This window comes from Paraburkholderia sp. JHI2823 (assembly GCF_038900695.1).
Lineage (GTDB): Bacteria > Pseudomonadota > Gammaproteobacteria > Burkholderiales > Burkholderiaceae > Paraburkholderia > Paraburkholderia mimosarum.
Genome location: NZ_JAYMRY010000077.1, coordinates 1 through 12,371, shown reverse-complemented (window position 1 = coordinate 12,371; position 12,371 = coordinate 1). Strand labels below are relative to the sequence as shown.

The 12,371-nt window shown below is 56.9% G+C and carries 12 protein-coding genes and 3 pseudogenes; 7 read left to right on the top strand and 8 right to left on the bottom strand.

Annotated features, from left to right (window positions below):
- Positions 1 to 109: 109 nt before the first annotated feature.
- Positions 110 to 490 (bottom strand): annotated as a pseudogene (locus tag VSR34_RS36580) (transposase); the annotation flags it as partial.
- 88 nt (positions 491 to 578) lie between these two features.
- Here VSR34_RS36580 and VSR34_RS36575 point away from each other — a divergent pair.
- Positions 579 to 827: pseudogene (locus VSR34_RS36575) on the top strand (IS701 family transposase); the annotation flags it as partial.
- 539 nt (positions 828 to 1,366) lie between these two features.
- Here VSR34_RS36575 and VSR34_RS36570 read toward each other — a convergent pair.
- The 7 genes from VSR34_RS36570 to nifB all read right to left on the bottom strand — a co-directional run bounded on the left by VSR34_RS36570 (position 1,367) and on the right by nifB (position 6,087).
- Positions 1,367 to 2,149, bottom strand: coding sequence for a hypothetical protein (locus tag VSR34_RS36570; RefSeq protein WP_342965016.1), 783 nt, complete (start codon positions 2,147 to 2,149; stop codon positions 1,367 to 1,369).
- A gap of 519 nt (positions 2,150 to 2,668) precedes the next feature.
- Positions 2,669 to 2,947, bottom strand: coding sequence for a hypothetical protein (locus tag VSR34_RS36565; RefSeq protein WP_342965015.1), 279 nt, complete (start codon positions 2,945 to 2,947; stop codon positions 2,669 to 2,671).
- A 1-nt stretch (position 2,948) separates the two neighbouring features.
- Positions 2,949 to 3,167 (bottom strand): putative nitrogen fixation protein NifT, encoded by a 219-nt coding sequence (nifT, locus tag VSR34_RS36560; RefSeq protein ID WP_342965014.1) that lies wholly within the window; start codon positions 3,165 to 3,167, stop codon positions 2,949 to 2,951.
- Positions 3,168 to 3,366: 199 nt separating this feature from the next.
- A complete protein-coding gene (locus tag VSR34_RS36555; RefSeq protein WP_342965013.1) occupies positions 3,367 to 3,756 on the bottom strand; it encodes a nitrogen fixation protein NifZ in 390 nt (129 codons plus the stop codon).
- Positions 3,753 to 4,208 (bottom strand): iron-sulfur cluster biosynthesis family protein, encoded by a 456-nt coding sequence (locus tag VSR34_RS36550; RefSeq protein ID WP_342965012.1) that lies wholly within the window; start codon positions 4,206 to 4,208, stop codon positions 3,753 to 3,755. The genes VSR34_RS36555 and VSR34_RS36550 overlap by 4 nt, the downstream gene beginning before the upstream one ends.
- Positions 4,209 to 4,227: 19 nt before the next feature.
- The gene (locus VSR34_RS36545) at positions 4,228 to 4,422 is read right to left on the bottom strand and encodes a 4Fe-4S binding protein (RefSeq protein WP_342965011.1); all 195 of its coding nucleotides are present in this window, start codon (positions 4,420 to 4,422) and stop codon (positions 4,228 to 4,230) included.
- A gap of 66 nt (positions 4,423 to 4,488) precedes the next feature.
- Positions 4,489 to 6,087 (bottom strand): nitrogenase cofactor biosynthesis protein NifB, encoded by a 1,599-nt coding sequence (gene nifB / locus VSR34_RS36540; protein WP_342965010.1) that lies wholly within the window; start codon positions 6,085 to 6,087, stop codon positions 4,489 to 4,491.
- A 436-nt stretch (positions 6,088 to 6,523) separates the two neighbouring features.
- Between nifB and nifV the strand changes: the two genes are divergently transcribed.
- From nifV to VSR34_RS36510, 6 genes and pseudogenes are all read left to right on the top strand, one after another.
- Complete coding sequence (nifV, locus tag VSR34_RS36535) at positions 6,524 to 7,660, top strand: homocitrate synthase (protein ID WP_342965009.1); 1,137 nt, start codon at positions 6,524 to 6,526, stop codon at positions 7,658 to 7,660.
- 380 nt (positions 7,661 to 8,040) lie between these two features.
- A complete protein-coding gene (locus tag VSR34_RS36530; protein WP_342965008.1) occupies positions 8,041 to 8,892 on the top strand; it encodes an electron transfer flavoprotein subunit beta/FixA family protein in 852 nt (283 codons plus the stop codon).
- Positions 8,889 to 10,001: an electron transfer flavoprotein subunit alpha/FixB family protein gene (locus tag VSR34_RS36525; protein WP_342965007.1), complete on the top strand. Its 1,113-nt coding sequence runs from the start codon at positions 8,889 to 8,891 to the stop codon at positions 9,999 to 10,001. The genes VSR34_RS36530 and VSR34_RS36525 overlap by 4 nt, the downstream gene beginning before the upstream one ends.
- Before the next feature lie 11 nt (positions 10,002 to 10,012).
- Entirely contained in the window at positions 10,013 to 11,326 is a 1,314-nt protein-coding gene (locus VSR34_RS36520) for an FAD-dependent monooxygenase (RefSeq protein WP_342965006.1), read from the top strand.
- Positions 11,323 to 11,622 carry a ferredoxin family protein gene (locus VSR34_RS36515; RefSeq protein WP_342965005.1) on the top strand — a complete coding sequence of 100 codons (300 nt, stop codon included), beginning with the start codon at positions 11,323 to 11,325 and terminating at the stop codon, positions 11,620 to 11,622. The genes VSR34_RS36520 and VSR34_RS36515 overlap by 4 nt, the downstream gene beginning before the upstream one ends.
- Before the next feature lie 76 nt (positions 11,623 to 11,698).
- Positions 11,699 to 12,185, top strand: a pseudogene (locus VSR34_RS36510) (hypothetical protein).
- The last annotated feature ends 186 nt before the right edge of the window (positions 12,186 to 12,371 follow it).

Below are 12,371 nucleotides of genomic sequence, written 5' to 3'. Positions count from 1 at the left end.
CTGCACCCTCGCGGATGCACACGCATGACTCGGGGCCGCCGTGGCTGGCTAGGCCTTCAACGTATGACTCTTTCATTCACAACACTTCGCCGGTTTTGACCGGCGCACAAAATTCGATCACCGCATCATGCTTAATCAGACGTTCACGGTTCTTCGTGAAAACGGTCGGCACCCAGACCTCGTCATCCATGCTCAACCCGATGAACCAGCGAAACAGCAGGTTGTATTGCACCTGCTCCATCAGTTGGCGCTCCGAGCGGATGCTGTAGAGGATCTGGATCAGCATGGCTCGCAGCAACTTCTCCGGTGCGATGCTCGGTCGCCCACCCTTGATGTCGGCCTCGTACATCCCGGCAAACAACCGATCCATCTTCGCCAGTGCTTCGTTCGCCATCACACGGATCGAACGCAACGGATGCGACTTCGGAACGAAGTCGTCCAGCTTGCGCATGGAAAATAAACTCTCGGTGAATGTGTCGGCGCCGCGCATGATCTTCGGGGGCAAGTGGGGGCCTTCTATCAACGCTTCATTGGTCTTCCGCGATGACGTGGCCGCCGGTACTTCAGCAGCCTGCTAGCGCATCGAGCGCGACTATCAGGAGCTGAAGCAGGAGTTCGGGCTCGGTCATTATGAAGGACGAGGGTGGCGTGGCTTTCACCACCACGCCACGCTGAGTATCGCTGCGTATGGGTTTCTGATGGCTCAGCGACTCAGAATGCAATCCGATGGAGGTGGTAAAAAAAACTTCCTTGAACGCGCGCCGCCTGCCCTTCCCTCAGATTACATCCCCAAGGGCAGTCCAGCGCGCTCAACACCACGTTCCTGATTCCATTACTACGTTGCGCAGCCTGCTTGGACAAAGGCTCATGCAACGATGGCTCTCTTCAGCTACGAGAATAGAGCGCGCAACTGATTTTATGACACAGCAGTACTAGGGCGGGGAAGTCCTTGCCGCCGGACGGGCTCGGGAGCCAGGCGCCGCAAGGCTTTGCCCGGCTCGAGCCGTCAAGCGTGCGACTGGATTTGACCGCATCAAGGGTGCGCTCCGCCGAGCTTCCGCCCGCCCTTGACCCGGCCAAATCCACCCACTCGAAATTCAAAAGAGGCGTCAAGTTATCTCGCCATGAATGACCATGCCGAAGTCCGCCCATTTTTCGTGTTGCGCAATGTATCAGCCTGTAGTCCCGTCCATTACAGACGGACATCCGCTTCTTCCGCTTTCCTTTACCCACCGCGCCAACAGCGCTCCTTGCGGTTCGCTTGCCGTTGTCGGCAGCACGATGGGCTTACCCTGTTCCGCATGAATCTCCGAGCGCGGCGGACCCTTCCTCTTCGCCAGCGGCCTAGGTCCATGGCCACCAGTATTCAACGAACATTCCCCACTGCGTACCGTTTTGGCCCAAGCCTCTCCGCCTTCGCCCTAAGGATAATGCCTTTGATGGTGCATTGCCTCCCACCGTTAGTCACAATCCCCGGCGAATATTCATCCGACACACCAATCGATCGTGGACTGCAGGCCATTGGCTGCGGATCCGACCAACTGATCGTGGTGTCCGTAAACACCACGTCTGAACTTATGGCGGCTCTGTTCCATCGTTCAATTTCGAAGAGCGCATAGTTCTGGTCTTGGCCTTGCAAGCGCATATCGAATGCTACTCTTTGCTGGGTATTCAGATCCTTGACCGTTTGGTGCCAAATGTCGCCATCAAGCGACATTGCCATCTCCAGCACGTCGCCCGGTGAGACTAACATAATGGGGCCGCCGTGGCAGCCTTTAATTCCCGCCTCCTTGGCGGTGAGGTTGACATACGCAGCTGAAACCCACCAGGTACTATAGGCTGACGGCTTATTGCCGGGTACACAACTTCTGCCCCAGCTCAATACAGGTTGCAGTACGCCGTTGCCGATAGGATTGAAGTTTGCGCTGCGCGGACTCGGTTGAAGGCCAGGCCACAGAAAAAGCGTTCCCTGAGCCAATGGTTTCTCGGGCACAGTCAGGTGGGTAATCAGCGAGGTGATTTTTGTTTGTGAGAGATCGTGCGCGGCAAAAAGCTCCCTTCCATACTTGGTGCTCGTCACTTGTGGCGGCGATGTCACGTTCACAACCAGCCTCGCGGTTTGTGACGAATCCTCGTTTGCCGTGATCATGAATGTCATTTGACCGGGAGATGCGACCGGGAACGTTCCGTCCCACATCGAGGGGCTTGAATGGAGGTCCGTTGGCACAAGACTCGCAGTAGTTGGATTCCAAGAAACTGCTGTATTGGTCGAAGACTCCAGGTGCAACTTCTGCCCCGCGTGAATAGTCAGTTCCAGCCTGCCACCAGGCGTTAGCGACGATCTCTGAACATGGCTACCATCTACGCGCACGTCAATTGCGAACGTCACTGACGTAGAAGACGGTGTCTCACTACTACCGCCCGCACAGCTGCCTAGCACGAAAAGAAAGGAAATGGCGCAGAATCGTCTTAAGTTATTATAAGTGTGTCGTATCATGATTTTGTTCGGTCGTAATATTGTGGACGCGTCTAGAGATGCAGACATGCTGATAGATAGTCAAGCCTCACTCAATTTGAGTTTGCCCATGCACCTTTAGACCAGTGCAATTTCATTGTTTCAATGGACTGGATCATCGTGGTGCGCTAGGCCAACTCACGTGCGATTTCTTCAGTCGCCATCGCAAAACGCCTCCTCTGCCAGTATTAGCATATCCGCTCGCGCTGCCTCCGTTGTCACGTTAATGCAAACGCCTGTCCATGTCGCTAGATAGACCCGGCGACCACGGAACTCGATGAAGGGCTTCTCATCGGTTATCTCGGCGGCGGTGAGCCGAATGACACGGACGTCGGGATAGCGCTTTCGCCAAATTGCCGCGGCTTCCAGCAGCGTCGGTTCGGTAAGAACCAGTTCACTAATCGCATGAATCTGCTCCACAGTAAGGCCCATGTCATTCGCGCCCGCCTGAGACGCGCCGCGCCTCGACAGTTACCGGAAGCGTGGTGTCGTCCGCAAGTTCGGGCAACTGAAACTGCCAGCCGTTAGCAAGCGTAATACGTCCACCCCACAGCTGCGCACCATCGATGTAGACGATTGGCTCCTCAAGATCTTTCTTTCGAACGTAGGCCTTGAATACGCCATTGTCATCCTTTCGGATTGTGACCTTCACGTTTATATCCCCCGGGTTGGTTAAGCGATTCACTCCACACTTGTGGCTGCGGCAACCGGCGGACGTGCCGCGCGTGCGCAGTACAATGCCTCCTCGTCTCACACAAACAGGATGAGTTAGGGGAGTCCACCCATGACCGAACAGCTCCCTAATGCACTCAGCACTCAGCACTCAGCGTCGGCACCTGCTCGCAATCCACCTACTCCATATCGGCGCGCCCCAAACCGATCCAGCGAAGCGCGTCGGCGCGCTTCCCCAATTTGGCGAGCACATCCCGCGGCAGGCGGTCGAGCGTGCATAGCTCCTTCGCGCGCATTCCGACACGGCAGTCTCTTTCAAAAAAGTGAACCGCATAGACGTAGAACCGCTGCAGAAACGTGCCGATTTCAGTGACATAGCCGACATCGCCTTGGCTCACGAGGAGTTCACCCAGAGCCATACCGTTGTATGTACCATCGTTGCGGATCACAGTGCGTGCAATCACTCGCTCGCCAACTACGAAGCGCGGTGGAAAAGCAAGTTCGACTGCATCGTCGCTCTCAACGTCCTTCACTCCCCGCTCATTTAAATGCGGGGATGCACGCTTCACGACACCTCCTGTGGCAATGCATTACGTCCGTGTTCGATCGCGCTGGCATCGATGCGCGAGACGCTCGACTTTCCTGCGCCATCGCGCGCGCGCGCCGCGACGCCCAATGCTTGCTTACCCTTGTTAAATGCAAGGCCACATCTGTCTTGTGTTTCGACGAAGTCGACGGTAAAGCCTTCGAGCAACAGCCGACTTTCTGCCGGCAAGAAAATCCGCAGTCCATTGATCTCCGCAGTCTCATCACCGGGCTGCGCATCGGCGGCGGCGCTAAGTTCGGCTTCGTATCCGGAGCAACCGCCGGTATTCACACAAATACGGACGCCCGCACCGGATGGCAGGCCGGAAAAGCGCACGATACGGTGCAAGAACCTTTCGGCGGCAGGTGTCATTGCAAAATTTGGCAACATGATATAGAAGTCGTCGAATCGAAAAATCGCGGTTGCGCTGCGCAAAGCACGCGGAACCGCGGCGCTAGGCCGGCACGATGCAGCCATCCACAGGGCACGCCGCCACGCATTGCGGACTATCGAATTGCCCCTCACACACGGTACATTTCTTCGGATCGATTGCGAAGATGCTGTCTCTCTCGCTGATGGCGACATTTGGGCATTGCGGCTCGCAAGCCGAACAGCCAGTGCAAGCGGACGCAACGATCTTTAGTGGCATACTAAGTACTCCTTTTCACTGTTTTCTGTTAGCCGAATACATCAGGGTGACTGCTGGACCCGCCGCTCAAACAGGGGCGTCTTCACCTGCCCTCGTCAATCCAATTTGTGGGATCGCCGCGCCGACGCGGTCCGCGTGGATAATTTGGCCAGTCGCGAGACGGCCGCAATAATCGGTGAACCATGCAAGCGCGGACTTTTCGATTGTTTCGTGTGCGAAAGTATCCACGGGTTCGATTCCCGCTTCTAATAGCGAGTTCCGTGGACACAAGCCAATCTTTGCAACCAGCACAGCATGGCAATCATTGATCGCGTCGATAATCGGCACCAAGTCATCCTCATCGCCATCGCCGCCGCGACAATAGGCGCCCACGCGGCGGTGCGCGACAAGCACGGCTCCAGCAGCGCTGACCTGGAAAATATGGAACTCGGAAACATGGCCGAAATGTGCGTTGACCAGCCCGCCACCCCTCGTCGCAACGGCAATCCGCACCTCAACATCACCTAGCACCCGGGTCGCTCGTGACAAGCGTGGCGTTTTATGTTTCATCTTGCGCTCTATATCGCATTCGGCCTCGAGGTGTGGGCGTGTACGGCCATGATCAAGCTTGTCCGCAGCGTCCATGTGCCCAATTCTTGCGAGCGAAAACTCCTGATGGCGGTCTTCGCCCAGAAGGCCTACGGCATCTGCACGGCATTGCCGGCAATGGCGCATTAGCGCCGCGCCGCCCATGCAGGCCTCCTGAATGTCTTTCAGCTCGCGAGCGGTAGGCTCGCGCTGGCCGCGGCCGCCGAAATATGTCCCGTGCGCAGGATCCGAGATCAGCGGCATGATGTTGTGCAAAAATGCACCTCGCCTCTTTACTTCACGATTCACTTCGACCAAGTGTTCGTCGTTGATGCCGGGGATCAGTACCGAGTTGATCTTCGTAAGTACGCCACGAGCGCTCAACATATCGAGCCCTAGCATCTGCCGCTCGTGCAGGATTCGCGCGGCCTCTTCGCCCGTAACTCTTCTGTGATCCCAAAATATCCATGGATAGATCTTTGTGCCGACGAAAGGGTCGACCATGTTAATAGTAACCGTCACATGATCAATGCCGTAGTCGCAAATCTCGTCGACATAGTCCGGCAGCAAAAGCCCGTTCGTCGAAAGACATAGCTTAATGTTCGGCGTGAGTTCGCGAAGCATACGAAAGGTGTCGAACGTTTTCTTCGGATTGGCCAGTGCGTCCCCAGGGCCCGCGATACCGACGACAGACAATTGCGGAATCCTCGAGGCGACGGTCATCACCTTTTTAACGGCCTGACCCGGCGTGAGCTTCTCTGATACCACACCGGGCCGCGACTCGTTCGAGCAATCGTACTTTCGGTTGCAGTAGTTGCATTGGATATTGCAGGCGGGCGCCACTGCAACATGCATGCGCGCATAATGGCGGTGAGCTTCTTCCGAATAACACGGGTGATCTCGAATCTTCTCCCGCACCTCCGCGCTCATCTTTTCTGTTGTTCCTGTCGAACAGAAAGTTGAACCGGCTGATGCGCCATTTGAATCGAAGCTGCCGGATCGGGCCATTGCATCCGCGGCCGACACCGATGGCATGGTCGATGTGGTCCTGGCGCCGTCGGCCGAGGTCAGAGCGCCGGCATTCGCGCAATCGTGCATGGATATCTCTCCGCAATGAACAGTGTGGGCGCCTTTGCTTCCAGCACAATCCATGCCACCGCGAGACCCACCATGTGCGAGGGGACGACATCGAGGAGGCCTAATCGTCGAGCGCCGATTCCTCAAGCCAAGAGCAGCGCGGTGCTCCGTCGGCATCGCAAAGGGTGATCAAGCCGCGCTGGCGCGGTGGCCCTGTCTTGGTCACCTGAATTGCTAGCGAGAAAAGCAACCACTTGCGTGTTCATTGATAGGCCGATCGGCCGAATGTAAGCGCGACCACACTGTTAGAAACGGAACATTCCCGACGCGACTTTCACATCACAAACCCGGATTCCCGACATGATGCCTTTCGGGTTCAAACAGAACCGCCCTCCGCCCGTAGCGTCCAATTGGCACGATGCTTGCGACTCTCTCGACACCTCTCGGGAGACTTGACATGCATGTTCCGATTATCAATGACACGACGCTGCGCGATGGTGAGCAGACTGCAGGTGTCGCATTTCGCGTCGAGGAAAAATGCGCGATCGCAAGCGCCCTGTCGCAGGCCGGCGTGCCGGAACTCGAAATCGGAATTCCCGCAATGGGCGAGGACGAAATGGCGTGCATAGCGGAAATTGCAGGGTTAAATCTCGACTCGCGCATAATCGTTTGGGGACGCCTCACCGAAGGCGATCTTGCGGCGGCATTAAGTTGCAATGCTGATATCGTTCATCTCTCCATCCCTGTTTCGGACATTCATCTGCAGCACAAGCTGCGGCAGTCTCGTACGTGGGTTCTGAATCAAATTGCCCGCATCGTCGACATCGCAGTCGGCTCTCACGCAACGATTTCTCTCGGTTTGGAAGACGCCTCGCGCGCGGACCCTTCGTTTGTGATCGACGTCGCTCAATGCGCAGAGCGGCACGGGGTCCAACGCTTGCGTTTTGCAGACACGGTCGGTGTGCTGGATCCTTTTAAGACGTACCACGCGATTGCAGCTCTGCGCGTTGCCGTGGACCTCGAGATCGAAATCCACGCGCACGACGATCTCGGGCTGGCCACAGCCAACACGTTAGCGGCCCTTGCGGCAGGCGCAACACATGCCAGCACCACCGTCAACGGTCTTGGCGAGCGAGCCGGAAACGCGGCGCTAGAGGAAGTCGTGATGGGAGCGCGTCACCTTCTGCGACGAGATACGGGCGTCGACACTAAAGCGCTGCCCGGTATTTCGTCACTGGTCGAGCATGCGTCGGGCCGCGCCGTCTCCTTTGGAAAAAGCATCGTTGGTAGAGGCGTTTTTACTCACGAAGCGGGAATTCACACGGACGGCCTTGCCAAACACGTCGCAACCTACGAAGGATTCGATCCCGCAGAGGTGGGCCGGCAACGGTCTACCGTACTCGGCAAACATTCTGGATCTCAGGGCGTGCGTGACGCATATGACGCTTTGGGCCTGAAGGTATCGGAGCGGCTTGTGCCGTTACTGCTCCCTCGCATCCGTGCCTTCGCCTCGCGACATAAGCAGCCGCCTGGCGCAATCGATCTCCGTCGCTTTTTGAGTGAGGCACGGAGCACGCGAGTCAGAGCGTCCTGAAGGCGGCTCATAGCGAGAAACAGACTTAGGAGGAGCAAACCCATAGAAGGACGTATCCGAAACTTCGCCCACTTTGATCTATGGAGGATTTCCGCGTCTCTTTTGCGCTGCCCTTGACATAAGAGTAGTGAAGTTGAGCCGCCTGCACATCATGAAACCTTTTTTCGGTACATCGAACACCCAGGACGACCCGCCGCCCCCCGCGACGGCTGACCTATCATGATTTGCTGCCAAAGGCCTGCGACGACTTCGTTGTATCTACGCCCCCTGAACAACGAGTGCTTAAAGTCTTCAGAAGGCGCCGACCGGCATGTCGTCTTCCTCAAAAACCTGTGCGTGTCACTGTCCGCACGCCGCGGCGTCTGATCAGGAGAACCTCAATGCATATTGTCGTTTGCATCAAACAAGTACCGGATTCTGCCCAGATTCGGGTTCACCCTGTGACCAACACCATCATGCGGCAAGGCGTGCCTGCAATCGTCAACCCTTACGATCTCTTCTCACTAGAAGAAGCGTTGCGGCTAAAAGACCGCTTCGGCGCGTGGGTCACGATACTTTCTATGGGGCCACCACAGGCAGAGGAGGCACTGCGCAGATGCATCAGCTACGGTGCTGACGACGCCGTGCTCATCACCGACCGGTCGTTCGCCGGCGCCGACACGCTCGCCACTTCTTATGCACTGGCCGCCGCGATCCGCCAGATCGCTAATGAACGCTCAGTGGATATGATCTTCACGGGCAAACAAACGATCGACGGTGATACCGCCCAGGTCGGCCCGGGCATCGCGACGCGCATGGGCATCCAACTGCTTACCTACGTGTCGCGGATTCTCGAGATCGACCTCGGCCGACGCACGATTATGGTCGAACGCCGCGCTGAAGGGGGCGTTCAGGTACTCGAGACTGCGTTGCCATGCCTTGTTACGATGCTTGAAAACACGAACGACCTGCGTTTCGCGACACTGCCCAGAATGATCCATGCCGCCGGCTTTCCCGTACGAAAGTGGAACCGCGAGCATGCCGGAATCGATGACGTCAGCAAGATCGGGTTGAAGGGATCACATACCGTCGTACGTAAGGTGTTCGGCGCGACGCCGCGTGAGGAAGACGCCGAGATGATCGAATTCGACGAGTTGAGTCTCCACGAAGCGGCGGCTCAACTGGTGCATAAGATCTTTACTCGTCATCCGACGCTGGAGGCAGACCTGCGGCTCACGGAGAGGAATGCATGAATTCTCTTGTTGCTTCGAAAAGAAAACCGGCTGAGACGATCACACGGGCTAACGGCTACAACGTGGAACTTCCCGACAGTATGAAAGACTATCGGGGCGTGTGGGTCTTTATCGAGCACGACCGTGGCCGTGCGCACAGCGTATCGTGGGAACTGGTCGGTGAGGGCCGAAAGCTCGCCGACAAACTCGGCAGCACCGTCGCTGTAGCGGTGCTCGGTGGTACTGAAGAGCCACTCGAGCAGTTTGCCGCTGAGGCATTCACCTTGGGTGCGGACAAAGCCTATGTCATCCACGATCCGGTATTACGCGGCTATCGCAATGAACCGTTCACGAAAGGCCTGTCAGATCTGGTTGGCAAGTACTGCCCCGAGATACTGTTGCTCGGGGCGACTTCAATGGGCCGAGATCTCGCGGGCTCTGTCGCAACACGACTTCTGACTGGCCTTACAGCCGACTGCACTGAGCTAAATATCGATCCAGCGTCGCGCGCACTAGCTGCGACGCGGCCGACATTCGGCGGCTCGCTGCTCTGCACGATCATGACGCTCGCGTCCCGCCCCCAGATGGCGACTGTGCGCCCACGAGTCATGCCCATGCCGCCGGCGCAGCAAGGTCGCAGTGGCGAGATCGTTCAGGAAACGCTCGGGATGATCGAGGCCAATATTGTAACTAAATTGCTTGACTTCATCCCCGACGTGACGAGCGATCAAATCAACCTCGCCTACGCGGACGTGATCGTGAGTGGCGGCAAGGGGCTCAAGAGTCATGAAAACTTCCAGCTGCTATTCGAGCTGGCGCGAGTGCTCGGTGGCGAAGTCGGCGCGAGCCGCCCGTGCGTTCAGGCGGGTTGGGTCCGAGCCGAACGCCAGATCGGACAGACCGGCAAAACTGTCAGGCCCAAGCTTTATATCGCCGCGGGAATCTCCGGTGCGATCCAGCATCGGGTCGGAATGGAAAGCTCCGACGTCATCGTCGCAATCAACACCGACGCGAACGCACCGATTTTTGATTACGCACACTACGGCGTTGTCGGGGACGCAAAGCGCGTAGTACCAGCACTAACACAGGCCTTTAAGCAACACCTGACGCCGCAGGGGCTAGACTCGTAAGGAAAACCGAGATGATAACTTCCCCCAAATTCGATGCAATTGTGGTCGGAGCTGGACCAGCAGGCAACGCCGCAGCCTACGTTATGGCGAAAGGCGGGCTGAAAGTGCTTCAGATTGAACGTGGCGAGTATCCCGGAAGCAAAAACGTTCAGGGCGCCATTCTTTACGCCAATGCACTGGAACAGATCATTCCGGACTTCCGCGACGATGCCCCTCTCGAGCGCCACATCATCGAGCAGCGCCTATGGATGCTCGACGAAACCTCGTTTGTGGGTACGCACGCACGCAGCGAGGACTACAACAATCCCCCACATAACCGCTACACGATCATACGGGCACAGTTCGACAAGTGGTTTTCATCGAAAGTTCGTGAAGCAGGCGCTTTGCTGATCTGCGAGACCACGGTGAATCGCTTGATTATGGACGGAGACCAGGTTATCGGCGTGCAATGCGACCGCGAACACGGTGATGTCTACGCGGACATCGTGGTCCTTGCGGACGGCGTCAATTCGACATTGGCACGTAAGGCAGGCTTTCACGGCGAAATCAAGGCGAGCAATGTCGCGTTGGCTGTGAAGGAGATTCTTTTTATGCCTGAGGAAACAATTTGCCAGCGTTTTAACGTTGCCGATAACGAAGGAGTGGTCATTGAGATGGTCGGGCGGATAACCGACGGCATGGCTGGAACCGGCTTCCTGTACACTAACAAGGAGTCGCTGACAATCGGCGTCGGCTGTATGCTGAGCGACTTCAAGAACAACTCGAACCGTACAAGCCCGTATGTGTTGCTTGAAAAAATGAAGCGTCATCCGTCCATCGCCCCGCTCATCGCCGGCGGGGAAATGAAGGAGTACTGTGCGCATCTGATCCCCGAAGGGGGTTTCAATGCAATCCCGGAAGTGTACGGCAATGGCTGGATGATCGTCGGCGACTCCGGTGGATTCGTCAATTCCGCACATCGCGAAGGTTCCAATCTTGCCATGACGACAGGACGTCTCGCCGCGGAAACCGCGATAGCCGCAAAATCCACCCGAAACCACAGCTATCGGGCTAGCGCCCTCTCCGGCTACAAGGCCGCGCTCGACAAGAGCTTCGTGATGAAGGACCTATTCAAGTACCGAGACATGCCGAAGATCTTGCATCGCAATCCACAGTTTTTCACCACATATCCTGATCTGGTCTCTAAAGCGGCCCGAACGATGATTACGGTCGACGGCGTCGACAAGCAGACCAAGAAGGGTGAGGTCATCGCGAGTTTTCGAAAAAGTCGCTCACTAACGGGCTTGATGGGCGACGCATACAAACTCTGGAGGGCCTTCCGATGACCAAAATGACTGTTAACATCGACGAGAAGCTATTCCAAAACCGTTACCGCGTTGACGTCGGCCGACCACACGTCCACATAAAAAATCCTGAGACCTGCATTAATGAATGTAGAGATAAAAGCTGTACGTTCGTCTGCCCGGCTTCCTGTTATCGGAATGAGAACAACGGCGCCGTGACACTAATTACCGACGGCTGCCTTGAATGCGGCAGCTGTCGCATTCTATGCACGGAACACCACAACCTTTCTTGGGAGTACCCGAGGGGTGGCCACGGAATCCAGTTCAAGTTCGGATAGACGAATACAACGTCTTCGTTTTGGCTTCTGCCTTCCGCACGAAAGGTCAGAAGCCTTATCGTTTCGGAGCAAGTCAATGAATCTCCTTACTGGAATTGAGTCGACAGATCTGTTTGGCGGTGCCGTGCCTCCTACCGTGTTGCGCTTGATCGAGGACACACGCGGCGGCCGCTGTGACGATGTGACCGCTGCATTGTGGACCGCCGTTCTTTCCTCACCCGCGCTGCCTGCCACCCTACTATCTGCTATACAAGTTTCATGCGAACCGGGGTGAACTTGGCGAGGCGAAGGAAGTTGCAACCAGGGCTTTGACAGCTGCAGCCAGGGAAGCGTCAATTGACGTTGACTGGAGCGCGGTACAGCCAGGCGACACCGATTTCACGATTCCTGGACCGGCACGCTTTTGGCTCTTCACGCTGAAGGCGGTGGCCTTCATCAGCGTTCGCCGGTGTGAACGCGGCGTTGCCCTAAAGCTCCTTGCCAAGCTGCGCCGGCTGGACCCGACCGACTGCGTCGGCTTCAACGTGGTGGAATCCCTTCTTGCGCATTCCGGACGCCGATAAGCCCTTCCGGTAGGCCATCCGTGTCCCTCGCGTGAAGCCATACCGCCTACCCGCTTGAGTGAGCATGAGCACGCAAGTCGATGGGAATTCGGGGCGTTTTGAGCGGCTTGCGTGATGTGGCGGAGGGGATCTCCCTCAGGCATCTTGCACAAACGACGCCGAAGGGAGAGTCTCGCGTTTTCCAAG